The 25,607-nt window shown below is 61.8% G+C and carries 24 protein-coding genes and 5 pseudogenes; 13 read left to right on the forward strand and 16 right to left on the reverse strand.

The genetic code is table 11. The annotated features are described in order from the left end of the window. Window positions 1–115 precede the first annotated feature (115 nt). The 3 genes and pseudogenes from ASF09_RS20675 to ASF09_RS08215 form a co-directional block, all read right to left on the reverse strand. A complete protein-coding gene (locus ASF09_RS20675) occupies window positions 116–622 on the reverse strand; it encodes a hypothetical protein (protein ID WP_200912562.1) in 507 nt (168 codons plus the stop codon). A 123-nt stretch (window positions 623–745) separates the two neighbouring features. After that, window positions 746–1,144 (reverse strand): annotated as a pseudogene (locus ASF09_RS20925) (C-terminal helicase domain-containing protein); the annotation flags it as partial. Between the two features lie 431 nt (window positions 1,145–1,575). Then, a complete protein-coding gene (locus ASF09_RS08215) occupies window positions 1,576–2,763 on the reverse strand; it encodes an MFS transporter (RefSeq protein ID WP_060525796.1) in 1,188 nt (395 codons plus the stop codon). Between the two features lie 202 nt (window positions 2,764–2,965). On the opposite strand from ASF09_RS08215, the gene ASF09_RS08220 reads away from it, so the two are divergent. After that, on the forward strand, window positions 2,966–3,601 hold the full coding sequence (locus tag ASF09_RS08220) for a DsbA family oxidoreductase (protein WP_082444244.1): 636 nt from the start codon (window positions 2,966–2,968) through the stop codon (window positions 3,599–3,601). 518 nt (window positions 3,602–4,119) lie between these two features. Here the strand turns inward: ASF09_RS08220 and ASF09_RS08225 are convergent. From ASF09_RS08225 to ASF09_RS20940, 9 genes and pseudogenes are all read right to left on the reverse strand, one after another. Then, complete coding sequence (locus ASF09_RS08225) at window positions 4,120–4,680, reverse strand: hypothetical protein (protein ID WP_200912550.1); 561 nt, start codon at window positions 4,678–4,680, stop codon at window positions 4,120–4,122. Between the two features lie 568 nt (window positions 4,681–5,248). Further along, window positions 5,249–5,749 carry an SMI1/KNR4 family protein gene (locus tag ASF09_RS19730; protein ID WP_156359284.1) on the reverse strand — a complete coding sequence of 167 codons (501 nt, stop codon included), beginning with the start codon at window positions 5,747–5,749 and terminating at the stop codon, window positions 5,249–5,251. Next, on the reverse strand, window positions 5,719–6,198 hold the full coding sequence (locus tag ASF09_RS19735; RefSeq protein WP_060525798.1) for an HNH endonuclease: 480 nt from the start codon (window positions 6,196–6,198) through the stop codon (window positions 5,719–5,721). The genes ASF09_RS19730 and ASF09_RS19735 overlap by 31 nt, the downstream gene beginning before the upstream one ends. 3 nt (window positions 6,199–6,201) lie before the next feature. Next, a pseudogene (locus ASF09_RS21200) lies at window positions 6,202–6,465 on the reverse strand (RHS repeat domain-containing protein); the annotation flags it as partial. A gap of 1,373 nt (window positions 6,466–7,838) precedes the next feature. After that, a pseudogene (locus ASF09_RS21205) lies at window positions 7,839–8,843 on the reverse strand (DUF6531 domain-containing protein); the annotation flags it as partial. A gap of 148 nt (window positions 8,844–8,991) precedes the next feature. Beyond that, window positions 8,992–9,288, reverse strand: a pseudogene (locus tag ASF09_RS21210) (DcrB-related protein); the annotation flags it as partial. A 465-nt stretch (window positions 9,289–9,753) separates the two neighbouring features. Continuing rightward, window positions 9,754–10,164 (reverse strand): CPBP family intramembrane glutamic endopeptidase, encoded by a 411-nt coding sequence (locus ASF09_RS20585; protein ID WP_162237242.1) that lies wholly within the window; start codon window positions 10,162–10,164, stop codon window positions 9,754–9,756. 1,119 nt (window positions 10,165–11,283) lie between these two features. Next, a complete protein-coding gene (locus ASF09_RS08250) occupies window positions 11,284–11,685 on the reverse strand; it encodes a lysozyme inhibitor LprI family protein (protein WP_082444189.1) in 402 nt (133 codons plus the stop codon). 262 nt (window positions 11,686–11,947) lie between these two features. Continuing rightward, window positions 11,948–12,112 carry a hypothetical protein gene (locus ASF09_RS20940; protein WP_235529754.1) on the reverse strand — a complete coding sequence of 55 codons (165 nt, stop codon included), beginning with the start codon at window positions 12,110–12,112 and terminating at the stop codon, window positions 11,948–11,950. Between ASF09_RS20940 and ASF09_RS08255 the strand changes: the two genes are divergently transcribed. After that, window positions 12,049–12,732 carry a hypothetical protein gene (locus ASF09_RS08255; protein WP_327196561.1) on the forward strand — a complete coding sequence of 228 codons (684 nt, stop codon included), beginning with the start codon at window positions 12,049–12,051 and terminating at the stop codon, window positions 12,730–12,732. The genes ASF09_RS20940 and ASF09_RS08255 overlap by 64 nt on opposite strands. Window positions 12,733–12,935: 203 nt before the next feature. Here ASF09_RS08255 and ASF09_RS08260 read toward each other — a convergent pair whose 3' ends face one another. Beyond that, window positions 12,936–13,103: a hypothetical protein gene (locus ASF09_RS08260; protein ID WP_156359287.1), complete on the reverse strand. Its 168-nt coding sequence runs from the start codon at window positions 13,101–13,103 to the stop codon at window positions 12,936–12,938. Window positions 13,104–13,463: 360 nt separating this feature from the next. On the opposite strand from ASF09_RS08260, the gene ASF09_RS20250 reads away from it, so the two are divergent. Both ASF09_RS20250 and ASF09_RS08270 read left to right on the forward strand, forming a co-directional pair. Further along, on the forward strand, window positions 13,464–13,862 hold the full coding sequence (locus ASF09_RS20250; RefSeq protein WP_156359288.1) for a hypothetical protein: 399 nt from the start codon (window positions 13,464–13,466) through the stop codon (window positions 13,860–13,862). A 293-nt stretch (window positions 13,863–14,155) separates the two neighbouring features. After that, window positions 14,156–15,137, forward strand: a pseudogene (locus tag ASF09_RS08270) (IS481 family transposase). Here ASF09_RS08270 and ASF09_RS08275 read toward each other — a convergent pair. Then, window positions 15,134–16,513 carry a hypothetical protein gene (locus ASF09_RS08275; RefSeq protein ID WP_060525807.1) on the reverse strand — a complete coding sequence of 460 codons (1,380 nt, stop codon included), beginning with the start codon at window positions 16,511–16,513 and terminating at the stop codon, window positions 15,134–15,136. The pseudogene ASF09_RS08270 and the gene ASF09_RS08275 sit on opposite strands and share 4 nt — an antisense overlap. A 65-nt stretch (window positions 16,514–16,578) precedes the next feature. On the opposite strand from ASF09_RS08275, the gene ASF09_RS08280 reads away from it, so the two are divergent. Further along, window positions 16,579–16,887: a MucR family transcriptional regulator gene (locus ASF09_RS08280; RefSeq protein ID WP_082444191.1), complete on the forward strand. Its 309-nt coding sequence runs from the start codon at window positions 16,579–16,581 to the stop codon at window positions 16,885–16,887. Between the two features lie 137 nt (window positions 16,888–17,024). On the opposite strand, the gene ASF09_RS08285 is transcribed toward ASF09_RS08280, so the two are convergent. Continuing rightward, window positions 17,025–17,300, reverse strand: coding sequence for a hypothetical protein (locus tag ASF09_RS08285; RefSeq protein ID WP_060525808.1), 276 nt, complete (start codon window positions 17,298–17,300; stop codon window positions 17,025–17,027). A 172-nt stretch (window positions 17,301–17,472) separates the two neighbouring features. Then, window positions 17,473–17,847, reverse strand: a complete 375-nt coding sequence (locus ASF09_RS08290; protein ID WP_060525809.1) for a winged helix-turn-helix transcriptional regulator — start codon at window positions 17,845–17,847, stop codon at window positions 17,473–17,475. Window positions 17,848–17,933: 86 nt separating this feature from the next. Here ASF09_RS08290 and ASF09_RS08295 point away from each other — a divergent pair, with 86 nt between their 5' ends. From ASF09_RS08295 to ASF09_RS08325, 8 genes are all read left to right on the forward strand, one after another. After that, a complete protein-coding gene (locus ASF09_RS08295) occupies window positions 17,934–18,848 on the forward strand; it encodes an NADPH-dependent F420 reductase (RefSeq protein WP_082444192.1) in 915 nt (304 codons plus the stop codon). Continuing rightward, window positions 18,805–18,969: a hypothetical protein gene (locus ASF09_RS20255; protein ID WP_156359289.1), complete on the forward strand. Its 165-nt coding sequence runs from the start codon at window positions 18,805–18,807 to the stop codon at window positions 18,967–18,969. Before ASF09_RS08295 ends, ASF09_RS20255 begins: the two co-directional genes overlap by 44 nt. A gap of 88 nt (window positions 18,970–19,057) precedes the next feature. After that, a complete protein-coding gene (locus tag ASF09_RS08300; RefSeq protein ID WP_162237244.1) occupies window positions 19,058–19,540 on the forward strand; it encodes a phage tail protein in 483 nt (160 codons plus the stop codon). Then, entirely contained in the window at window positions 19,537–19,992 is a 456-nt protein-coding gene (locus ASF09_RS08305) for a phage virion morphogenesis protein (RefSeq protein ID WP_060525811.1), read from the forward strand. The genes ASF09_RS08300 and ASF09_RS08305 overlap by 4 nt, the downstream gene beginning before the upstream one ends. Window positions 19,993–20,063: 71 nt before the next feature. Beyond that, a complete protein-coding gene (locus ASF09_RS08310; protein ID WP_060525812.1) occupies window positions 20,064–20,954 on the forward strand; it encodes a baseplate assembly protein in 891 nt (296 codons plus the stop codon). After that, window positions 20,951–21,595 (forward strand): phage tail protein I, encoded by a 645-nt coding sequence (locus tag ASF09_RS08315; protein ID WP_060525813.1) that lies wholly within the window; start codon window positions 20,951–20,953, stop codon window positions 21,593–21,595. Before ASF09_RS08310 ends, ASF09_RS08315 begins: the two co-directional genes overlap by 4 nt. Continuing rightward, window positions 21,595–22,989 (forward strand): gp53-like domain-containing protein, encoded by a 1,395-nt coding sequence (locus ASF09_RS08320; protein ID WP_060525814.1) that lies wholly within the window; start codon window positions 21,595–21,597, stop codon window positions 22,987–22,989. The genes ASF09_RS08315 and ASF09_RS08320 overlap by 1 nt, the downstream gene beginning before the upstream one ends. A gap of 41 nt (window positions 22,990–23,030) precedes the next feature. Continuing rightward, a complete protein-coding gene (locus ASF09_RS08325) occupies window positions 23,031–25,568 on the forward strand; it encodes a tail fiber domain-containing protein (protein ID WP_156359290.1) in 2,538 nt (845 codons plus the stop codon). Window positions 25,569–25,607: the final 39 nt, after the last annotated feature.

Consider the following 25,607-nt stretch of genomic DNA (forward strand, 5'->3'; position numbering starts at 1 on the left):
CGGATCGATCATGGAAGCTTCGGCTCTGGCGACGGAAAAGCTGAATATGGCGCAGCGACGGCCCGCCGGGCAATGCCCCCTTGCACCGGGCCTGAAGATCGTCATATCGCTGGACCTAGCTTTCCGCCGCGTAACGATCGACGCTGTCGGCATCGAAGCTGACGACGGTGATCTCACCGACATGACGCGCGGCGGCGACCAGCAGGGCCATGAAGTCGATCAGGCATTGCCGGTTGCGTCCGTCCGCACACCCATAGGGATCGCGTATCGACAGATCGGCCAAGGGTTGATCCGCGACCGGTTTCGCGAAAATGTCGAGATTGTGTCGTATCTTCGGCTGGAACACCATTCTGGCGGGCCAGTCCACCTTTGGCGTTTCCGGTTTTGCTGTAACGCGTGCTGACAATGTCGGCCTCGGTGGTGCGACAGTCGCAGGCTCGGCAGCAGGTGCGACCACTTCACCCGTGGGCGGGGTATCCGCTTCGGCAGGCCGCGTGCCTGCACCCAAAACCTCGTCGAACAACGACGAGGCGTCCCGCTCGTCCTCGCCCGGCAAAAGAAGACCGCGGCTAAGTTCACGCTTCCGACGCATCAGATCGTCAAGCTTCAGGTCGAAGCTCATAGGGCGGATCGCCGGGTCGGGATGGACCGATTGCGGGAGATAGACGTGAACGTCTCGCGTCTGTCCGATGCGGAAGGCCCGATCGGTCGCCTGATCCTCTACAGCCGGGCTCCACCAGCGCGACAGATGAATGACGTGATTGGCCGCCGTCAGCGTGATTCCCACCCCACCGGCCTTGGGCGACAGGATCATCACGTCGAACCCGTTCGGCCGGCGCTGGAACGCATCGACCGCGACCTGCCGTGCGTCGCCGGCGACACCGCCGTGGATCCGGGTAACGTCGTGATCGAGTGTGTACCGGCGGCGGATGACCGCCGGGCGACCGCCGGGCGACCGCCGGAGAAACCGCCCGCTGCATGGACGCCTGAACAGGTCGTCGCGCTGATGATGGACCGGGTAGCAGCGGGCGACTTCTACATCCTGTGCCCGGACAACGAGACCACGGCCGAACAGGATGCCAAGCGTATGGCTTGGGCGGCAGGAGACCTGATCGAGAACCGTCCAGCCCTGTCGCGCTGGCACCCAGACTGGCGAGACGCCTTTGCACAGTTCATGGAAAAATGATCGCTCGCCGGGCGACCTGTGCGGCAAACTATTGCTACCGTACAGGAGGCGCGACGTCTGATGCTGTCAGGGGGCACGACAGCAAGCAGCGCAGGTTTTGCCGTGGGCTACCAAAGCCCATCGCAGTTCAACCGCGAGTATGCCCGCCTATTTTGTCCTCCTCTACGCCGTGGCATTGAACAGCTGCAGAGCAGCGGCAATTTACTGACGCCAGTCAGCCTCTCTCGCTTTTCAATTGCGACCCATCATTTGGCATTCCAAGCCGAGATATCGCGTTCCATCTCCGGCTACTCGTTCAATATGCAGGTGAACGCAAATTCGGGCCACAAATTGGCTTGGAGATCTGGCTGCAGTACGGTGCCGTTTGTAGAGGGCCCCCGCAGCACCATCTAGACCGCGGCCGCTCGACGCTCCGTTAGAAATAGAAGAAGCGCCGCTGTGGCAAGGGCCGCTCCCACCGACACCGTCGCTGTCCAGCCTCCCTGCTCGAAACTCACGGTCGCGAGCATCGAGCCAAGTGCTCCGGCAAGGAAAACGACCGTCATGTACACCGCGTTGATGCGCCCGCGCGCCTCGGGAGCTATCGAGAACAGCACGCGCTGACCAAGCACCTGGTTCAGCTGGGTTGCCGCATCGAGCAGCACGGCCGCCGCAGCAAGCAGGATCAGCGCATGCGCCGCAGCAGCCCAGCCGGCAATCAGAAAGGCAGCGATCGCGGCTGTTAACGCAACCGCCGTGCCTGCTCGAATATGCCCACGATCGCCCAGCCGCCCGGCGATCGGCGCCGCCAGCGCGCCGCCCGCTCCGGCAAGCGCAAACAAAGCTATGCCGGGCTGTCCCAGGCCGAAGCGAGCTGCAAGCAGCAACGGCACCGCCGTCCAGAACAGATTGAACGCAGCGAACATCGTTGCCTGATAGGCAGTCCGGCGCCGGATCGTCGGGGTTTTGACTAACAGCGAAACACTCGACCGAAGAAGTTGGCCGTAGCGCAGATCAGGTTCGGGATGCCGTTCCGGGACGGCGCGGATAATGAGTAGAGTCAGTGCCGCCATGGCTATTGCCGAGAGCACGAAGATCATGCGCCAGCCGGCTATGGCGGCGATACCGTTCGCCAGCGGGCGAGCAAGCATGATCCCGGTAATCAGCCCACCCATGATATTGCCGACGACCCGACCGCGGGTCGCTTCCGGCGCCAGATGGGCCGCAAGTGGCACCATGATCTGCGCGCCGACCGAGCAGAAGCCCGTCAGGAATGAGAAGAACAGGAAGCTCGCTGCTCCCGTCGCCATCCACGTGCCGAGCAAGCCGAAACATGCCCCGCCCGTCAGCATCACGATGAGCCGTTTGTTCTCGACCCGATCCGCGAGGGAGACGACGAAGAACAGGCCTGCCCCATATCCAAGCTGCGTTGTGGTAACGACCAGACCGGCGACAGCGCCGTGGAGACCTAACGCCGGTGCTATCTCGCCGATCAGCGCTTGCGCATAATAGAGGTTCGCGACCATCAGGCCGCATGAGACGGAGAATATTGCGGTGAGGCCGGGACTGATGCCGGGTCCATGCGTCTTGATGACCATGCGGGCCGCTTAGCCGCTCCTGATGGCCGCGTCGCTATCGGGCATCGGCATTATAGCCGTTGAGACCCAGTTGCAGCCGTTCATGAAGGCCCGTCGATTGCCTGAACCGCACCGCATGCGCGACGCTGATGCATTTCGCCTACAGCGTCCCTAGGTTTCGCGTTCTCCCTCCAGCTGACGACGGTGATGCATGTCCAAGCCCATGAAAATCGATTTCGTCTCGGACGTGTCTTGTCCTTGGTGCGTTATCGGCCTGCTCGGCCTCGAAGAGGCGCTCGCTCGCACTGGAGACCTGATCGACGCGGACATCACCTTCCAGCCCTTCGAGCTGAACCCGCAGATGGGCACCGAGGGGCAAAATATCGGCGAACATATTGCGGAGAAGTATGGCTCGACGCCTGAGCAGTCGGCCGCCAATCGCACAATGATCCGCGATCGCGCTGCCGATCTTGGTTTCGTGATGCGGATGTCGGAGACGAGCCGCATCTACAACACGTTTGACGCGCACCGACTGCTGCATTGGGCGCATATTAAGGGCAGGCAGCCGGCGCTGAAGCGGGCATTATTTGACGTTTATTTTACCGATCAGCAGAACCCGTCCGACCATACCGTACTGGTCGTCACCGCAGCCAATGTCGGGCTAGACCCAACGCGAGCCGCTGCGATTCTTGCGTCGGACGAATTTGCCCAAGATGTCCGCACCGCCGAGCGGTCGTGGCAGTCGCACGGGATCAGCGCGGTACCTGCAGTCATCGTCAATGATCGCTATCTGATCTCGGGCGGCCAGCCTCCAGAAGCGTTTGAGCGCGCCTTGCGCAAAATCGCGGCAGACGCCTGATTCCCGTCACCTCTCCAATTAGCGGCACTTCTGCTAACTTGACCCATTCCCGGACGCTCGCAGGCTCTTTTCATTTCCTCAACTTCGGCCGTTCTTTCATGTGAGAAGCGCGGAATGGATTGGCTTGGTTTGGGACGAAGCCGTTGTTCAAGCCAGGCTCCCCTAACGACGGCATCGGCAAGAAGCCGTCATCCTTCGCGGATCACTTTTCCCCAGTATGTGCGAAAGAATGACGGACTGCGATCTTTTGGGATAGCGATCTTTTCGCGGTGCAGGACTGCGGTGAACACCCGGCTCGTAAATTGGCTTGGATGATCGGTGTTGAAGATCGCCGACGCCCCGAAGTGCGTGCTCCGGCGCAAGTGTCCCACCAGTTCGGCTAGCCGCCCCGGCGATAGCGCCCTCGCGCCCTTCGCCTGTCCCGATCAACTCCCGCACGCGGCGCTGTCCGCGACATAATCGAAGCGCCGGTCGCCCCAGACACGCAGGTGGTTACCAAGACGATATGACCCCGCCAATCACGCACGCCAGGATCGTTCGAACGCCGTCAGATCATCGCAGAGATAAGCGGTAAGATAGGCCGCGAGGTCAGAGTAACGGCCTTCACCGTTCGAATCATAGACCCAGAGTTCCGGCTCATCTGCGCAATCGAGCCAAAGTAGATAAATTTTGTCGTTGGAGACATCATTGCCAGCAAACAGCGACAAGCGTTCCGGGCGGAACAGCGCAGAAGCGTCGTTTGGCCAGTTCTCCTCCGCCGCCTCCCTCATCTCGCGAATCTCCCGCAACAGCGGGTCAGCCGGTTCATCCCACAATGCCACCATGTCAGCGGATGAGAGCCAATGGCCGTGTGTGGCGAGCCGCCAGCGCCCGAAGGCCTGGAAGCGCGCGCGCAGCATCGGGCTGACAGGCCGACATACGCCCTTCGCCAGGGTCGGCACCTGATCCACGAACGGCTCGGGATTAAAGCGTACAGGAACCACCCATTCGGGCGGCGGCTGCGCGGGATCCGCCGCGTTCAGATCGTTCGCAATCGTATCCGTCTTTGCCGCAGCTCGCCGAAGTAGGTCATCGATCATGACATAGCGCCCTAGAAAAGTTGTACCTTTGAGTAAGTCGTGCCGGGAGGAAGGGCCTGCGTCGCACCCCCTACATAACTATTTACAGATTTGTTTACCGGAATGATGGGCCCGGCCGGCTGACCACCCCAGCCCACGTCCGGCGTATGCCCCGGTGCCATACCGGTGCCATTATAGGCACCGGTATTTTGTACCTTTGCCGAGTTGGCGGCTCGGTCGGCGGCCTGCCGCATCTGCGGTATCACCGCTTGCCGGGTCATCGGACCGTTCGCTCCGAGCTGCCCATTCCAGTCATTCACGTGCTGCTGGAGCGCAAGGTCCTAAGCAGACCCGGCGGGATATTTGTTGCGGATGTTCAGCGGACCGTGATTGTCAACAAACGCGCACGCTAACCCGAACGGATCCACCCAGCTTAGCGGGTCTGGCACATAAGCCTGGCCGTTGGCCCCGCCCTCTAGCCCAATCGCACCGGGCTGCTGACTAGAAATGGGGATAGCGATAGGCCAGTAAGAAAATCTCGTCGACCGCTTTCACGGTAGCAAATACACTTCGCCTTTTAACGGCAGTATCACTGTTCCGCTAGTGCATGCAAGAATGCGGGAAACGATTCACTCAATTTCTCCATAGTCGATTTTTGATTTTCTTGGGGGGAGCGATCCTCCTCCCACATATCCATAGGATGATACCAGATTGAATTATCGGATCTATCAATGGAAAAGTAGTTTCCTCCGGGGTCTGATCCAAATGCCAGATTATCATCTGGAATTAAATGCTGCTGCTTTAGCGCGAGATTGACCTTTACTATATTCTGGTTAGCTGGCTCCAATCTGACTTCTGGTATAGGAAAGAGATAATCCAACAGGTATTCGTCTCCGTTTTCGGCAATGAAAATGCCTCTACTGGGTATTCCTCCATTCTTTTGACGATAAAGATTCATCAAATCCCTCGGAATACTTACAACTACTTCCTCCGCGTCCTTAATATCTTGATCCGATAACGACGATTTGTGGCATTTTTTTTCAAATCTCATTGTTTCACCTATATTTTGCAGGGCGAGCCAAGCACCCACCCCTGTTTTTCCGAATAGGCGACACCGCCGCCGGCTTGCGTATATTTAAGGCCGGTATGCTGCTCAAACTGGTAAACCGACCCCTTGTGGCCCGAAACCGCGCGATGGGCATCAGTATCTACCAGTTCCATTGTCGTCATGCCGGTTTTCGGATCGAAATCGTCGATATGGTGCCAAGTGTAGGTACCCGCTCTATCGCTTGCCGTGATGCCAGCCGCCTTGTCCGCCTGCGTAAAATCTCGCGAGCGGCTACCCTGCATCGGGATCTGGACAATATTCCGTTGCTCGCCAGTTACGGGGAATAAATGGTGTGTACCGGCAAAGGTTGGGCCGCCGTTCGGCGTAACGCCAACCTCGGACATGCTCGGGCTACCGATGCCTGGCTTCCACTCCAGCCCGGACGGGTCTACCCAGCTTGTCGGGTCCGACACATAGGCGTGGACGTTCATCCCGCCCTCAAGCCCGATCGGATCGGGTGCGGTGTAGCGTGCAACGTAGGGATCGTAATAGCGATGGCGGTTGTAGATGAGGCCGGTCTCGGTATCCTCATACTGCCCTTGGAAGCGCAGCGGGTTGGCAATTTGTGCCTCCGCAGCTCGAGCGAGCTCGCCCCAGGCGGAGAGTTCGGCGCGCCAGGTGATGAGGCCATTGTCGTTGACCAACTCCTGCGGCGTGCCGAGGCGATCGAGTTGGTAATGATGCAGCACCGCCGGCATTTGCGCCCGCTCACGCCGCGCGATCGCCAGTGGGCGGAAGCTTCCGGGCTCGTGGAGATAGAGCCTCTGCAACGCATCGGCCGGCGTTTCGTCCGAAAGCGCGTTTCCCGCCCGCGCGCATCGCGGTGCAGGATCGCGCGGTCCTCCGCGTCATAGGCGAACGCCACGGTCGCTCCGTCGGAGACGCGGGTGATGGCGACCGGATTGCCGTTGGCGTCGCGGGTATAGCGCGTCTCCTCACCGGCGCGGCGCATCGCCGCAATACGTCCAAGCACATCATGCGCATAGTCCGTGCCCGTCTCACGCCCGTCGCTTTCGCGGACCAGATTGCCCGATCCGTCCCAGGCATAACGGGCGACCAGACCGATGGCGTCGCTTACCGCCAAAGGAAGCCCGCGCGTGTCGCGCAGGAAGCGCAGAGTCCGGCCGGCGGGGTCCTCTGCCTCGACCAACTGCCCGCGCGCATCATAGCAAAAGCGCTGCACTCCGCCTGTCGGCAACATAGCGAGCACCGGTAGGCCGAAGCTGGGCGAGGACAGCGGCGCCTGTTCGTCGAGCGGGGCGTAGGCAAGCTGCACCGTACCGCCCGCCGGGCTGCTATCGCGGGTCAGCCGATTGAATTCGTCATAGGCAAGAAGCGACACGCGTCCCTCGCCATCGCGATGCTCAATCGGCGCGCCGGCTTCCGACCAGCGCCAGCGCCGGACATGCCCGAGCGGATCGCGCTCGCGGATGACGAGATCAAGACGATTGTATGTATAGACGCTCTCGCCGCCCGCCCCATCGGTGACGATCGTCATGCGTTCGTTCGGCAGATAGTCGAAGCTGCAGTGATAGAGATCGTCACTGCCCCAGGTTTCCACCACCCGTGCGTTGCGGCCCCGCGCCGCCTCGTCCCAACGAAACACGAATGAGAGCCCACCGCGACGATGCTCCTCGACCACCAAATGCCGGTCGCTTCGATAGTGAGTCACCCCGCCCCGGGCGTCGCTCGCACTGAGGAGCGCGCCATCGGAGCTGTAGCTGTAGCTAGCAAGACGCATACGCGCGCGGGGATCGTCGGGATGTGGCCCATCCACCTCGGTGATGCGGCCCGCTGCATCGCTTTCGACCACCAACTGCCGCCCGCCGCTGTCGATGAGCCCGCGCAGTCGCCCCGCTGAATCACGTTGCAGGGTGATGGCGTTACCCGTCGCGTCGACAATTGCAGCGAGCGGAGCAATGCCATCCGAGGCAGCGGGAAACACCCAGCTCACACCGTCATACCCCGCCACACGCCACCCAGCCGCCTCGCGGTGCAGAATCAACCGCTCGGCCGTATTGATCGACGGCGCGGCCGTTTCCGCCCAAGGGAGGAACGTCAACCGACCATCGGGCAGTCTGAGCTGAACGAGGCCGTGCTGGGGCAGCGGCTCCAACGCCATGTCAAATGGGTGACTCCAGCCCACTCCGAGATCGCCGTTGTGGCTCGATCGCGAAGACCAGTTGCGCTCCCAAACCAACGGCAGAGGCCCGGGCAGTCGGAAATCGACCTGATCGATGAGCAACTCGCCCGTGGCGACATCGACCGGGTGGCCCCGCGTCGTGCGGATCGCCTTGCTGGCACCGCGGATGCCCGTGACCTCACCCAGAGTTTCGCCGATCTCGCGGCCTTTTTCGCCCCACAGCGCTTCACCGATCGCGCCCCCGGCTGCTTTGCCGGCAAGGCTTTCCAGTGCGCCAACCGCTATACCACCGGCGAAGTTGGCGAGGCCCGCCAAACCACAGCTCATGAACGCGGCAAGGCCGCCAAAACCCAAGGCAACCGCGCCGCCCACCACCACCATCCATTGCGCGGTATTGGTCATCCAGGCAGGGATTTCGGGGCTGACATCCAGATAAGTCTTCTGCTGGCCACCTATAAAGACGTTGGACGATCCCTCTGAGATCGTGCCGTCGCACTCAGTCTTGTCAGTCACCCGCGCGGCCGGGAAACCATTTATAAAGACCGTGTCGCTGCCCTGCGCAATGCGGCGGTGCGGCGCGTGGTCTTTGCAGGCGGCCGTGTCCTTCACTGCACGCGCAGCGGGGCGGCCATTGATGAAAACGTTGCCCGAGCCCGTCTCGATCGGTCCTGCATCATAGGCGCCGATCAGGCTGGCGATCTTGCCGCCAGCGAGCGCCCCCGCGCCGGTTGCCGCAGTGATGCCGCCGACGGCCGCGATCGCACCGGCTGCGGCGACCAAGGAAAGTCCGCCGGTGAACGGCGCAGCGACTGCCGCGCCCATCAGCGCAATTCCCACTCCCAAGCCGATCGCCGCGCCGATCGCGAAGCCGAGCATCGCCGGCGTATGCTCGATCGGATCCCCGACGCGGGCGGCGGCGAGGGCGGCTTCCATTAGTCCGCAGCTCCGGTTGAGACCCAGCGGAACCTGCTGAGCATTGCACCGATACCGGCTCGATAGCCTCGAACTCGTCGTCCAGAGCGGTGTTCACGACGGTTATGACTCGCCCGTCGTCCAAAGCGACATAGACTTGACGCTGTCGCATCAGACCCGATCCAGCATCCCAGCGGAACACGATCTCGATCCCTCGGCGACCGTCCAGCAAAACTTCGCGGCGACCGACCAAGGCAAAACGTCGTGCCTGCTTGGCAAGATCATCGGCTTGTCCATTGACAAAGGCTTCCAACGTTCGCCCTTCCGGGAGGCGGTCGTAGGTCGCTAGTACGTTAGGCACAACGGCCTGACCTGGCCGCGGCTGCGCAGACCAGGCGATAACCCGGCGGTCCTTCCAGTCGTCTGGAACCGTAAACGAGAACTCGGCGGTACGACTTTCAGGCATCACAATTCCTGAATTGGAGATCACCACGATTTACACAGCCTGCGTAACAATTCCAAGACACCCGGGTAAGTTGGTTCACGTTCATGCTATTTACCCATTCACCAGCGCTCGTCTGGTCTCTCATCGGAGGGGGCGGTTCCGGCGTGAGCAGATGTTCAAACGTCGACCGCGGAGTGACTTAACCCCGTCGGGAGCCGCCACTACCGCGACGACCCACAAGCAGACGCTCACACCTCTTCCCTCGCCTCCCAATTTCGGACGCTGGTTCATCTTTGTGAATAACCGATTTTCAAGCCCGCCTATCCGCTCGCCAATGTCCGGAATGGGAAAGGAAAGCGGAACGGCTGCTATTGGGAAGGCAGTTGGCGTTATCGGACTTCGCCTAACGCGCCTGCCTTTACCGAAAAGGATCCAGTTTCGGGAAAGGCTGAGGTCGATGGCATAGCGGCGGCATGCGGTTGGTTATCAACTCAAGCTGCGTATTAGCACTGGAGAGAGAGGCACCAAGTTGTTCAACGTGTGGGCGATCACGGTAGTAAAAAGACTACGCCGCCATACGAATATGCCACCTAACACTAGTCCCCCGGCAAACGTTATGGGCAACTTTGCGATGCCATAGCCAATGTGAGGCAATGCAAAGGCCGCGGTCGAAACCGCTATCGCTAATGCAGTGCTACTACTTGCTGCCTCGATCGCCGGGATCACGGTGGCGCGGAATACCACCTCTTCCGAAATCACCGCGCCGACGACGATCATCAAAATCAGCCATGTCGGGCGGGTAGCGAGCGATCCGTACACCTGTTCGTTTGCAACAACGGCGAAGCCCCAGGCAGCAAGAACCATCGACGTTGCCACCGCGAATGCGATGCCGGTCAACGCAGCGCCTGCGCCCCAGCCTAGATCGCCCCATCGTGGCGGAGCCAATCCAATCGCGGTGGGGGATAGCGGGCTACAGGTCGCCAACCATGCGAGCCAAGCAATTGGAATAGCGATCAAGGCTACCTGACGAACCAGAATTTGGACATCGCTTGCGGTCAACCCGTTGGGTAGCAGCCGGATCAACAGGTACAGCCCAACTGGACTACCCAGGCCGATCGCCCAGCAAATCATTCGATCTCGCACACCCACGTTCAGACCTTCGTTTTTTTGCCCGAACTGTGATTAGCACGTCGAAATCTAAACGCTACTGAGACGAAAGCACCGTCCCAATAACGAACATCTAGCGAGAACCTTGCCGTCTCGATCGCGCCAACGGACGCCTGGCGTCCGCACGCCCTTCGCGCCTTTGCGCCTTCGCGTGAACCCAATCTTTCCTGCCTTCGGCGACGAGCGAACTCATCGTCCGGGTGTGGGCGTAAGCGGAATGGCCGGGATGGATATGAAAGCGGACCCGCTGCTTCTCGGCACATACAACCGATAACGGACTTATGGCCGTACCTCGTCCCCAGCGGCGTAGCGACGCAACTCCAGTGCAGAATCGCTAAATGCCGTTGTGATGTTGCTTATACTGAAACACCGGCCCCACACTTCTGTCGCCAACGTGTTCAGCGCTTGCGTCAACACAGGAACATCAAGCCACGAATTTGTTGTCGAGAGTTCTTGTAGGGTGATCGAATAGCTTCGATACGCCCCATATAGCGCCGTCTGCCACTCATCGTGCGCGGCTTGCTCGTTGTAATTCGTCACAGACGTTGCCACCACTAGCCAACGTCCGCAATCGGGGAGGCTTTAGATCGGGTTTGACGGCGACAATTGGGCGATAGCGGACTGCGATATGGTTCAATTCCGATTTAGTTGGCCCGATCTCTCAGCCTATCTGGGGTATCAAGGGAGTACATCGCGACATATGACGTCCAGAAACCGCGAGTTTCCGCGGGACAGAGGTGTTCGTGCGGCGGAGAGATTATCCGCCGCGTCCCTGAGCCTATGCACGATAAAACCGTCGCTTAAGCCACGACGAATCGGTCCTCCCTACATCCGTCATGCGCCGCTCGACTATTTGTAGCGCCGTAAGTAGGCAGTTCGCTTGATCGTCTCGTTGATCTTGCATTCCGTCGTAAGGTCCGGATCGGGCAGCTTGGCGCATTTATGGTCGCGCGCTAAGATCCAGTTTCGTTCGTCAGTGCGCAGATCTGCCTTGCGGGCGGGTGAAAGCCGAGCGACCACCGCTTTGTAGGCAGTGTTGAGGCGAGCGTCCTGCGCGCGCAGTTCGCGAGCGTCGCATTCGCTCTGGGGAATGGCGATGGTGTTGTGCGTTTCGCCGTAGATGATGCAGGCTTGATAAGCGCGCGAGAAGCCCGTGGTGACATCCTGCTGGGCCCCAGCTGCAACAGGTGCGCTCCCGAGTCCGCCGGCGATCAGCATAGTAGACAGAATTCCGGTATTCTTTACGCGCATTCACGCTTCCTTTGAGACCGCGGGCTTTCGCCAATTGACTCGTTATAGGAGTGCACCTAGCCTGCTTCAACCGGCAAAAATTGGGTTTGCCTGCCAACATCATTGCGATAATTTCATAAGCTTACGCCGAGAATGAAGATAAAATGAATGGCAAGTGCTCCCGATGGCCACCTTCAGCATCGAGTTCGCGCAGGGGAGACCTTGGCCGGCATTGCGCACAGCCACGGACTTGACTGGCAGGCAATTGCCCACCTTAACCATATTACTGATCCGCGTCGCGTACCGGTGGGTGCGATGCTGCGACTCCCACCCCACGGCCGCCGCCGTCCAGCCACTGGCGCGCCGGCAGCGCCGCACGCTCCAATGCCGCCTGCGCCGCGCCTGCCTGCGCCGCCTTCACCCGCGCCGATCCATCAGCCGGGGGCAAGCCGTTTAGGCAACCTGTCGATGGTGTACGAAACCGGCTATCGCCCCGGGCAAGAAGCGCAGGCGGCGGCCGTGGTGTCTAGCGGGCGCGGCGACCCGGGCGGCGTGTCCTATGGTGCCTATCAACTTGCCAGCTCGGCCAAAGGCGGGCGGCAGGTACAGGCTTTTCTACGCGCCGACGGCACGCGCTGGGGGGCACGGTTTGGCCACGAGAATCCGGCGCTGCCGCACGGAGCGTTCGAACAAATGTGGAAGACGATTGCCGCAGAGTCGCCAATAGTCTTTTTCGAAGCTCAGCACGATTATATCGCACGTACGCATTTCAACCCGGTCGTAAGCTATGTGCGCAACGTCACGAAGGTAGACCTGACGTCGTTCTCGCGCACGGTGCAGAACGTCGTGTGGTCAATGGGCGTCCAACACGGGCGCGCGCCCAAGCTTGTAGCGCAAGCGGTACAGCAGGTCGGCCCCCCGCCGGAGGGGGACCGGCGCGACTATGAGCGCACCCTGATCAACACACTGTACGACATTCGCGAAGCCTATGTGGACAAGAACGGTCTCGGCCGGCTGAAGAAGCGTTACCGAAGCGAACGACAGGTGGCGCTTCAACAACTGGGCTAGCCTATCTCATTCGGCACAGGCATGGCTAACAGGTCGCTGGTATCGAACGAAATCGACAGTTCAATTCGCTTCCGATTTGCGTCGAGTTGAGCATGGCAATGGGGTATGATCGGGGTACATCGGCCCTGTAGCACGTCCAGAACGACGGATTTTCCGCGGCTTGGGGAAGCCTGCGGCGGAGGGCACCTCCGCCGCAGGAACACCTATGCGGCAAGAACCAAGAGCGCACGTTCGTCGCGGTACTTCTCGCCGAGCGTCGCATAGACTGCCGCTTGATCTAAATGGCTTCGCCGCTCGACAGCGGTTTTTGCGCGCGATGCCACCGCTAGCTCAATCTCTGTCAGCAACTCGTAATTGATATTGTGGGGCACGGCAGGTTCCATCGTTCGCGCCGGATTGCAGTGCCTTAGCCACGATCAAATTGCTAAAAAGACGAGGGTGCGAGATGGTTTTTTTGCATCCATCATAAATGTATTGCATCCGCGCCGCCCTACAGGGGTATCGCCGGGGTACATCGCCCCCGTAGCATGTCGAGATCGAAGCAGATGCGCGGCTTTTGGAAGGCCGCGGCGGAGAGTATCTCCGCCGCGGAACGGCCGGTTTGGAAGGAAAGCGGACCGGCTGCTTTTCAGGAAAAAGACTAGTCGGTCGCTGATTGAAAGGAAGTCGGAACGGCAGGTTTGGGCTTCTCGGATGTGATTAGCTGCCATTCGCACGAAGCCAACTTGGACATGAACGATTTGTTCGAGTTGGACGCTCGGCCTATCGAATGCGATGCCCGCCACCTTGCCAACGACATCCGCCTTAAAAAACGTCGTTCTGACGGCTCGCTGAAAGGCGCTCCTCTGGGCGTGGGCAAGGTAAACCCCTCAGGTAGATCGGTGACGACGCCACCATCGCACGACAGGGGAAACATGCTGGGTCGGGTGTCATCGCCACCGAGAATCAGGACCGTTCCACGGAAGGTCGAGCCCTGCTTTAATTCTCTCGCCTGCCAACACGACGGCAGGCGCAGTTCAGTCGAGCCGCACGCCCCGACCATCGCTGCTGCAATGCCAGCCAAGCCGATGCGGCAGTGGGCAAAGGGTCGCGGGTTGATGCTCATTCCGACGATGCGCACCGCTGAATGAATGTCTGCAATCAGGATGCAGGCTTATGTGTAGGAGCGGCGAAGTTGTGGGCGTNGGTCGCGGGTTGATGCTCATTCCGACGATGCGCACCGCTGAATGAATGTCTGCAATCAGGATGCAGGCTTATGTGTAGGAGCGGCGAAGTTGTGGGCGTGAGGGGAGCACGGGTCATGCCGCGAGCCTTACCCGGGTGCGGGGCAAAGGGGCGAGAGAGCGCTACTCACGCGAACCGACGCGGCTTTGATCCCACGGTTTGATGGTGCGATCCTTTCGTTGGAATGGAAGGAAGCCACATGGGACAGATTCGTCACGGGAGCGCCACGACCACGCACGCCGTCAGAGCAGCAATACAGCGATCGCAAGCTTCGCTCTCGACGCTGAGCCGAGAGCTGGGGATCAACCCAAAGACGGTGGCGAAATGGCGGAAGCGGGCGACGGTCGAGGATTTGAAGACCGGGCCGAAGGCCCCTCACTTAACGACCTTGGCCTAAGCCGAGGAGGCGCGGCGTCGCATTCCGGCGTCACACATTACTGCCGCTCGACGATTGCCTCTATGCGTTACAGCCATCGATCCCGCATCTGACACGGTCAGCGCTGCATCGCTGCCTGCAGCGTCATGGCATATCCCGTCTACCGAACATCGAGGGGGACAAGCCGAAGCGACAGCGCTTCAGGCGCTACCCGATCGGCTTCTTCCGCATGGATATCGCCGAGGTTCAGACTGCCGAAGGCAAGCTCTACCTGTTCGTCGGCATCGACCGCATGAGTAAATTCGCGGTCACCCAGCTCGTCGACAAGGCTGACAGGCGAACGGCGTGGGAGTTTCTTGAACACTTGCTGAAAGCGGTGCCGTATCGGATCCACACGATCCTGACCGACAATGGCATCCAGTTCGCCGACCAGCCGCGCAAACGTATCGCCAACCAGCCGCGCAAACGTAACAGCGCCTGGTCACGGCAGATGCGCTTCGACATGATCTGCGGAGCAAACGACATCGAGCATCGGCTGACCAAGCCGAACCACCCGTGGACCAACGGTCAGGTCGAGCGGATGAACAGAACCATCGAGGAGGCGACCGTCAAACGCTTCCACTATGAAAGCCACGAGCAGTTAAGGGTGCACCTCGCCGACTTCATGGCGGCTTACAATTTCGCCTGTCGGCTCAAAACGCTCAGTGGCCTCACGCCTTACGAATACATCGCTAAAATCTGGACGTCAGAGCCGGACAGTTTCATCGTCGATCCGATCCACCAGATGCCGGGACTAAACACCTAGCTGCTATTAGACGTGGCGACATCATCTAGCCGAAATGCGGGTTTCCGGAACGCATGAGTTTCCAACCAGCGCGTGCCATGGAGGCTGCCTACCGCGATCATGAAAATCGCAGCACCCGTAGCGATCGTCCAAGCGAACATCCTGTCCATGAACCATGCGTGCACGATCGTGTGCTGTGCGAACACCGCCATCCAAAGCACGATGGGAGCATTGGAAAGAGCCAAGCAGGCGAGGGGAACGCCGATCGTCCCGCCACTGCGCCTGCGGATCGTGACGATGCCCCAGATGCCCGCGATGACGGAGGTCTCCAGGACTAGCATCGTCAGCGGCGCCATGCCCGATGCCAGTCCCGTCATTTGTCCCCAGATCCGCGACACCCACGCCGTAATGCCGAGCGGGATTGCAGTCTCGGTTGCAGGAACGCCGGCGATCCGCTGCGCACCCTGATCGCCGATCCGCATCACCGTTCCCCAACCGAAGACGTGCGCGACGAGGAGCAGCTTTATGGTGCAACACGTGATGATTGCGTTGCAATAGGCGAACACGCTCAGGAGCACGGTGCGGCCGATGCGTACGCCATCGGCACAGGCGAACGGCAATCCTCCGATGAGGAGGGCCAATCCAAGTGGGATGCCGCCAGTCAGAAGCTCGAAGATGATCGTCGCCCCGCCGTAAACCGCCGCCGACGCGACGAGCGTTCGCGTGCCCACGCCGCCGCGCGCCGATGCGAATGCCAGTCCCAATGCATAGCCAAGGAACACGATGTCGCTTGGCCCGTGTCCTAGCGACTGGCCAAAGGCTTCCAGTCCGAACCAGCGGCCTAACACGAAGAACATCAGCGCCCAGAACGCACCTTGCACGCGACCTTTCGCCAGTTGCCAGAGCCCGAGGATCAGGCCCAGCCCGACGAGTGCGATCCCGATCGCCTTGTATAACGCCCTGATCTGATCGAGACGGAGCCTAGGCAGCAGAAACCGGGTCAGCGTCACATGGCCATGGATGTAATTGTGGTAGAAGACGATGGGCCTCGCGCCGAACCCGTCTTTCGCGACAATTCCCAGATTCCGACACATCCCGTCGTTCATTCGTGGGAATGCGTGCGAAGTACTGATGCGCAGATCGCGGTCCTCGGCGCGATGGTCGATCGCCATCGCCAAGATGAGGCAATCGTTGAACTGGTGTTCGCCGAGACGGGTATCGCCGCGTTTATAATCGTCCTCGTCGAGGTCACCGTGACGAAAGGCAAGGCGCACATGGTTGACCATCGCCGCGGTAGGCTGTCGCAGGCTCATGGCATTGATTGCATAGAACAGGCCGAACAGCATCGTTCCGACCGAAACGCCAACGATGACGGCGCGCAGGGCTGCTCTCAACATTCCGCGCCCTCCGGCTATTGCGACAGCGATCTTGATGCCCGAGTAATCTTACCGTTTCGCTAAGCATGGAGTCCGCCGAAGGCCACCCCCTGCGCGACACCAACGCCACTCGACGCACACTAACATATTTGGCGAACAGGCTGGCCGTCCTGACAAAAAAAATCGGTTTGCACGGCATGACGCCCGCCGAATATCGCGAGCGCTACAATCTAAAAGCCGATTACCCAATGGTCGCTTCGGGATACTCAGAAAGCCGCCGCGCTATGGCGAAAAGGATCGACCTGGACCGCAAACCTGGTCAGGCGAGCACAGCCAAGGCAGGGGCAGCCCAGCCCGCACCGCGCAAGCGCAACGCTGACGACGCGGGAGAGTAGCCTCGAACTGGCCTTCAGCGATGAAGGCCAGTCCTCTGGCCTGCTATCTCCCCTGCTCGTCCTCCGGCAGGCCGTTGTAGGGCGCTGCTTTCTTCTCGCTCGGTTTGCCGTCGAAGCTATTGGGTCTCTTGTGATCGTTACACGCCCAAAGAATTAGCAGCAGGGATAGTGGCACAAACCTGACACCTCATGTTGGCTCGCCTATCCATACGCTCGAGAATAATCCGGACCTCAGGTGTTTCGAGCGCGGCCTCGCTCTCTTCGCAAGTTTTGGGCTCATGCGCACCATTAAGCGTATCGATCGCTTGCTGCAGGTCTGTCGCCGCCTCGTCCTCACCAATCCCGTCGAGCAGTTCGAGGGCACGGGTCATTAGGTCAAGCGCGGTGTTTCGCGCCTGTATCAACTTGTTCATCGTTCATCCTATCAGCTTAGAAATGAGATAATCGAACGGGGGGCTTGCCCCGGACGCGCCTCAAGCAGACCGCACCGCTATCCGCTTGCGAACTCCGTGATGGGAGAGGAAAGCGGCCATCCGCTTTTGGTGCTTCGATCGAACAAGCTGACGTCTAAAGTGACAGCTACCCTTACTCTTCCGATCTAGCCGACGTCTCAGTCTCGCGCCGCATGAGTGTCCAATCGATAAGGGCTTCAATAGACGGCCCGAGCGCCAAGCCTATCTCGCTCAAGGCGTATTCGACCCTGGGCGGAACTTGAGGATAGATCGTCCGGGTGATGATCCCGTCCTTCTCCAGTTCTTTTAGCTGTTGGATCAGCATTTTCTGATTCACGCCTTCGACACGTCGTTCCAGCTCGGAGAAGCGCAAAGGCGCCCGTGCGGCAAACAGTTGGAAGATGATCACCATCTTCCACTTGCCCTCCAGGACGCGGAGGGCCTCGCTTGTCGCGGCAGCCCAGACCAACTGCTGCTGTGGATCCTCGCACTGCCAGTCACGCTGCATGGCTAACTTACCTTTTGGTGGGTTACCCACCTTACGGTAGGTTCTTGCCACTTCTGGTACCTGACCATAATTCCCGGTGCGAAGCAATGATCGCAGAGGAACGACGCATGAAGATCGGCATTCTTGGGACAGGGCACATCGGCAAGACACTCGTCATCAGGTTGAGCGAGGCGGGCCATGAAGTGAAGGTGGCCAACTCGCGCGGGCCCGAGACGATTGATCCCGAACTCCTGTCAGCCGGTGCCCGCGCCGTAACGACGGAGGACGCGCTGACCGACGTTGAGGTCGTCATCCTCTCGATACCTCTAAACCGTATCGCCGATATTGCACCGTTGGTGGCACGCCTGCCTGACGAGACGGTCGTGATCGACACCTCCAACTATTACCCGTTCCGGGACTCCAAGATCCAGGTGATCGAAGACGGAAAGGTCGAAAGCCTGTGGGTGGCTGAGCAACTGGACCGTCCGATCGCAAAGGCATGGAACGCGATCGGCTCCGCGTCGCTTGCGAAGAAGGGCAAGCCGGCAGGTACACCAGACCGGATCGCCATTCCCGTTGCAGCGGATCGTGAGCGCGATCGGCAGATCACGATGAAACTGGTCAGTGATACCGGCCTAGATGCCTTCGATGCCGGCTCGCTGGCGGCCTCGTGGCGTCAGCAGGCCGGCGCGCCGGTCTATTGCACTGACCTGACCCTCAGCGGGATTCCTGCGGCTCTCGACGCTGCCGAGAAGGACAGGCTTCCTAAGCGCCGGGACCTAGCGGTCGCGGTGATGCAGGAGCGCTTGGGTGACGGAACCACGAACCCCGACGAAGACTGGGGCGGTTGCAGACCTTCAGGCGATCATCACCAGGGCGAAGCTGACCGGCGACTGCATCCTCGAATGGCCGTCGATCGGGGGAACGTCACCGTCCTATGGGGCCGACGCGACGCGCACGCAGTGGAAGTCGGCGCTGGTGACGCTCGCGGCATCGAACGGCTGCGCGTTCCAGGACGATGAAGCTTTGCTCGGCGGTCGCGTTGGCGCGGTCAGCAACGGCCTGACGGCTGACGGCGTCCACGAAACCGGACCAGGCTACGACATCGAGGCGCAGACGCTTCAGCGGTATACCGCGCAATAGGGTCGGGTGTCGCAGCGCCGCTCACCAAGGCAGACCGACGCCGCGACGCTGTCCCCGTACCATGCCAACAGCCAATTTGGATATCGTCATGAAGAAGCTCGATAGCCTGCGAACGCACCTTCTCGTATCTGTTCCCGAAATCAGGAACAGTCCGGAGAAGATGGAGATATTTGTCGATAAGGGCGATGTCGCCGTGCGCGCGGGGTCGCTGTCGTTCGAATATAGCTACACCGCATCGCTGTGGGTGCAAGACTTTTCCGCCAGCGTCGACAAACTGTTGGTGCCGGTCCTGGCGTGGATCGCGGCAAATCAGCCCGATCTGTTCGAGAAGGGCGACCGCAAGCCATTTACGTTCCAGTCCGATCTGCTCGATGCCGAGACGTGCGACATCACGATCTCGATCAACCTGACGGAACTGGTCCGTGTCGAGCAGCAGGCGAAAGGACTGAAGGTCACGCACCTACCCGAACCCGTCATGCTCGATCAGTTTGACGGTGTCCCGACCGGCACCAAGCTATGGGCCGGTCTGATCGAAGACGTCGCCGGCACGATCGAGACGGTCACGCGATGAACGACTTCGCGCCGATCGAGCAGCTATGCCGGGATTTGCTGCTGCGCACGGCAGCGCCCGAGCGAGCGCGTCTCATGCGCTCGATCGGCCGCGAGATCCGCAAGAGCCAGTCCGACCGCATCGCGGCCCAGCGCGACCCTGACGGCGCGGCGTTCGTCTCGCGCCGCCCCAAGCCCGATCGCGGCAAAAAGGGCCGGCTGCGGCAGCAGAAGATGTTCCGCAAACTCCGGATGGCGAAAAGCCTGAAGGCTGGCGGCAACGCGGATGAAGCATGGGTCGGCTTCGCCGGCCGGGCGTCGCGGATCGCGAGCATCCATCAGGACGGTTTGTCGGATGCGCCCGCACCGGGGCAGGCGAAAGTCCGTTATGCGCGCCGCGTCCTGCTCGGACTGACGGAAGCAGAACAGCAGCGGATCCTCGACCTCATTCTCGCTCAGGTCACCGCGCGCTGATCTTGTAGAAAGCGTTTCTACAAGAGCGCGGCATAGCCATGCCGTCGCAACCGCGACGACATGGCCGGATCATGGCCGCCATCTCCACCACCGTCGATCTGTCGAGCCTTCCTGCGCCGATCGTCGTCGAGCAACTGTCTTTCGACCAGATCGTCGACCAGATGATCGCCAAGTTGCGCGTAGATTTGCCGGCTTTCGACGCGACGGTCGACAGCGATCCCGCGGTGAAGGTGCTGCACGTCGCCGCCTATCGCGAGTTGATCGTGCGGCAGGCGTTTCAGGACGGCGCTTTGCAGCTCTTCGTCGCCTACGCGACCGGCGCACGCCTCGATCATCTCGCCGCCCTGGTCGGCGTCACCCGCCAGATCGTCACGCCAGCCAACCCGACGACGGGCGCAGCCGCGATCTACGAAGACGACGATCGTTTGCGCCAGCGCATCGTTCTCGCGCCCGAGGGTTTCTCTGTCGCCGGCCCCGAGCTGGCCTACGTCAAGCACGCGAAGGACGCGTCGGCCGACGTCCTCGATGCCAGCGCGATCAGCCCGGCACCCGGTGAGGTCCTCGTGTCCGTGCTTTACCGCGATGGTGACGGCACTGCGCCCGCCGCGTTGATCGCGAAGGTCGCTGCCATCGTCAACGATCCCGCCATTCGCCCGCTAGGCGATCTCGTTACCGTCGCGTCGGCCCGCATCGTACCGTTCGTGGTCACCGCGCGTCTCGTCACCTTCGCCGGCCCGGATCCGGACCTTATCGTCGCGACCGCGCGGATCGCACTCACGGCGTTCCTTGCTGTCAATCGCAAGCTCGGCCGAACCATCACGCGGTCGGGTCTCACCGCGGCTCTCAGCCCGGCGGGCGTGCACCGTGTCGACCTCGATCTCGACGCCGACGTCGTGTGCGATGCGACGCAAGCCGCCAACTGCATCGCCATAGCGGTCTCGCACGGCGGGTTCGCGTCGTGACGCTACTACCGCCGAACGCAACGCCGCTGGAACGCGCGATCGAGGCGGCGACGGCGCGGATCAGCGACGTCACCGCGCCGATCGACACGCTGCTCGATCCCGCCGCAATTGATGCCGATTGGTTGCCGTGGCTTGGCTGGGGCCTGTCGCTCGATAGCTGGGACGCCGACTGGTCCGAGGCGGTCAAGCGCCAGGCGGTCGCCGAATCGATCGCGCTGCACCGGATCAAGGGCACGCGCGTCTCGGTCGAGATCGCACTGCGGCGCTTCGACCAGCTCGCGCACGTCGTCGAATGGTTCGAAGCGACACCGCGTGCCACGCCGCACACCTTCGAAGTCATCCTGCCGCTGACCGTCGACGGCGCCGCGCCCGGCGGTACGCGCGCGACCGCCGCCTTCGCCGAGGCCGTCATCCGGGAAGTGTCGCGCACCAAGCCGCTGCGCGAGCATTTCCAGTTCGTGCAGCTGCTCGCCGTTGCCGGCGCGGTCGGCGTCATGGGCGCGGTGCGCGCCACGCAGTCGCTCCGTCAGGACGTCACGCTCGCCGCCGCCCCGGCCGCGCCATGGGATGCCTACCTCCAGACCGAGGACGGCGAACCGCTGGAGGATGATTTCGGCATTTTCTTCGAGGACGCCCCCTGATGCCCCTGACGCTCACCTTCACCAATGCCGGCCTCGCGCGCTTCACCGCGGCGCAGCTCGGCAACGGCGCGGATCTCCGCGTCTCCGCGATCGGCCTGACCGATAACGCGATCGTCGTCGCGCCGACCCTGACCGCGCTCCCCGGCGAGTTTCGCCGCATCGCGACGGTCTCGGGCGCGCAGGTCGGCGACAACGTCGTGCATCTGATCGTGCGCGATGACGAAGCGGTGACCTACGGCTTTCGCGGCTTCGGGCTCTACCTGTCGGACGGCACGCTGTTCGCGGTCTACGGCCAGGCCGATCGCATCATGCAGAAGGCGGTCGGCGCGTCGAACATGCTGGCGGTCGATATCGCGTTTCCCGCCGCCAATGTCGCGGCGGTCACCTTCGGCGATACCAATTTCCTCAATCCGCCCGCGACGTCGACGACGAAAGGCGTGGTCGAGCTGGCGACCGACGCCGAGACGATCGACGGTGTCGACACGTCCCGCGCGGTGACGCCGATGGGCCTCAAGGCTCGGCTCGCCGATATCCTCGTCACGCTAGCCAACGTCGTTCCATTTGGTCGGCGCATCGACACGACCGGCCTGGCGACCGGCGGTCGAACGCTCGACGATGATATCACCATCGACGTCCCGCGCGCGACTGCGGAGGAGGCCGATGCCGGCGAGCTGACCACCAAGGCGCTCACGCCATCCAGCCTGGCGAACATCCTCGTCACGCTCGCCAACGTCGTTCCGTTTGGTCGGCGCATCAACACGCTCGGCCTGGCAACCGGCGGTCGAACGATGGACGCCGATATCACCATCGACGTCCCGCGCGCGACTGCGGAGGAGGCCGATGCCGGCGAGCTGACCACCAAGGCGCTCACGCCATCCAGCCTGGTCAACATCATCGCCTCGATTCTTGCGCGCGTGCCGCTGGCGCGCCGCGTCGATACGGCCGGTCTCGCGATCGGCGGAAACGCGCTCACGACCGACATCACGATCTCGGTCCCGGCCGCGACCGCCGGGCAGCTGCTCGCCGGCAGCGCAGGCAACGTCGCTGCGACGCCGGCCGCGCTCGCCGCTGCCGGCGTCGTCTATCTGGTCGAGGTCAAGTCGGAAGGCGCGAGCCGCTACCGGCGGTTTGCCGATGGCAGCGTCGAGATGACGGGCGTGTCCGCGCTACCGGTCAGCGAGGCCGCGTTCACGCTGAATTTCCCCTGGCCGTTCCCAACCGTCTGCGACGGGATCTTCGCGACGATCATCAACAGCGGCCAGTCGAACGACGGTCAATCGACCGTGCAGGAAGTGTCGCTCGGTGCCGCCAGTGCGCAGCTCTACGCACAGAATCACAAGAGCCCGACCGCCGACGCGGCCGGCGGCTTTCGCTGGTTCGCGCGCGGTCACTGATCCGCCCCGTGTTTCCCAATTTCCCAATCGAGGTTTGAACGATGGCGAAGATTTCCGCCCTTCCTGTGATGACGGTAGCCGATGGCACCGAGACGGTTCCGGTCGTTAAAGGCGGTCGCGCTGCGAAGATCGGTTTCGCGGCGCTGGCGCGGCTGATGGTCCCGTTCCTCGTCGACTGGTACAAGGGCGACCGAGGCGATCCCGGTGGCGATGCCAGCCAGGTCGGCACCAACGTTGCCGCGCGGGGCATGTCCTTCTCAGCGGGCATCGTCCGCATCCGCACCACCGGCTGGAACACCGACGGCGACGGGGGCGGCGCGCTGTACGACCGCTGGACCGCCACTATGGGTGCGCTCCCGGCGGCAGGGCAGAACGTCTGGTGGTTTCAGGCGGCCGACGCATCCAGATGGCAGCTCTCCCAAGAGCAGAACGTCACCACGCCGATGATCGGCGCACTCGGTAGTGCCGCGCTCACCGTCACGACCATCGCGCAGAACGTCGCGATCGGCACGGACGACCAGCCGGCGATTCAGGCGGCGCTGAATGCGCCGATGATCACCACGCTGTTCGTCACGCGGCAGCACTGGTTCGGCAAGGATATCCGCAAGCCGAGCGGGAAGCATCTGTGGGGCCTCAACCGGGCGACGTGCGGTTTCCACCGCATCCCCCTGGTCGGCAACCAGGTCCGACCGACGTTCGGCATCTACAGCGAGGACGACGATAGCGGGTCGTTCTCCGACTTCTTCGTCAACTGCCAGCGCTCGGGCTATGCGGGCCTGCCGGCCGACAATAGACAGCAGCTCCTAAACCGCTGCTCGGGCCTGATCGTCCGCCGCAACAGCCGCTACGTCCGCGTCTTGCGCGTCGACGTCTACAACAGCTGGGGATACTCGCATTATACCTGCGCGGGCTCCGAGGGGAACGCGGGACCAACGCCGCAAGCGATCATCCGCGAAGACTGCCGTGCCTATAACGGCGACACCTGTTTCGAGGAAACCGGGCTCGGCCTGACGCAGGACAATATCGACTGTTGGGGCTACAAGGATCCGATCGACGGCGGGCCATCGGTCTACATGGAGTGCGGCTTCCACACCTATTCCGGTGTAAAGCAGATCCGTCGCATCCGGTGCGGGTTTCGTGGATCCGCGCCTGCGGTACTCGACGCTATCGCGGACGGCGTCGACAGCGGCACGATCATCAATATCGACTGCGATTTCCAGACCAGCGGCGGGCAGTTCGCGATCACCGCCATCAACCCCGATCCGCAGGGCGTAGGCAATCCGAAAAACGTCGGCAGGAAGATCCTCGATTACCGCATCATCCGCACGAAAGCGATGCCGGACCATTTCTTCGACAACGGTGCGTCGCCGCAGGCGGTCCTCGCCACCTATGCCAACGTCACGATCGACGGCGGGGAGTTCGGTGGCGTCGGTATCTTCGCAGGGATTGAGGCGAAGATCACCATCCAGGGCGGAGCGGTTGTGATCGCCACGCGCGCCAGCGGGCCGTACGTCTTCGCGCTGTACGCGGACGGCACGGGCACGATCGACTGGTACGGCAAGGCCGGATCGGTGACTGCTCTCAACATCGAAACTCCCGAATATGCGAAGGTCGCGAGCGACTTCGGGGTCCGCTTCCACGACCTGCCTGCGCTGTCGCCAGCGCTGGCCGGGGGCGCGGGGGCACTCCCGCTCGATAAGGCCGACTATCCGGCTTCATATGTCGTGGCCCGGCGCAACGAAGAGCCCGCCACCGAACGCTATATCCCGGTTCCCGACCTGCTGACGCGCGACGCCACCGGGATGGTCTATGTGGGTGATGCGCTTGCCACGGGAGTGACGCTTGCGATGCCCGGCCAGGTGAATATCGTCGCGTCGGGACGGGCACTGCTGCTGACGTCCAGCAACGGCGACAACTATATCGAGCAGGGCGGCATCGGATCCGGCATGCAGTTCATCCGCGGGCATGAGTCGATCTTTCAGGTCGGCAACGTGTTCGCCGGAGATTTCCATCTTTGCACCGGGGCGACCAACCGCTGGACCGTCCAGGCGGCGGGGCATTTCGCAGCCGCGGTCGATAACGTCTACAGCCTCGGAACTCCCGCGTTGCGCGCCTCGGTCCTGTATGCCGGCACCGGCATAATCAACACGTCGGACGAACGCGAGAAGACGTGGCGCGGTGCTATGACTCGCGCCGAACGCCTCGCCGCCAGGGCGATCGTCGCCGAGCTGGGCTTCTACCAGTGGAACGACGCCATCGCCGGCAAGGGCGGCGCGGACGCCCGCTACCATTATGGCGCGCGCGCGCAGCGGGTCTGGGCGATCATGGCCGAACATGGCCTCGTGGATCCGCTCGATGCGGACGGTCGGCCGGGCAGCGCCCCCTACGCGTTCCTTTGCTACGACCAGTGGGACGACGTGATGGAGGACGTGATGACCGAGCGCTGCGGCCCGCCAGAGCGCGGTAAGGGCATGGACTACGTCAAGACCGGCGAGCGCGTGGCGCTACCGGCCGGCAACCGCTTCGGCCTGCGCGAGGGACAGATGACGCTGTTCCTGCTCGGCGCGCTGCTGGGCTGACGAACAGCCGGGTCTTGTAGAGAGCCTCTCTACAAGACC

The sequence above is a fragment of the Sphingomonas sp. Leaf242 genome (genome assembly GCF_001422045.1).
Classification (GTDB): domain Bacteria; phylum Pseudomonadota; class Alphaproteobacteria; order Sphingomonadales; family Sphingomonadaceae; genus Sphingomonas.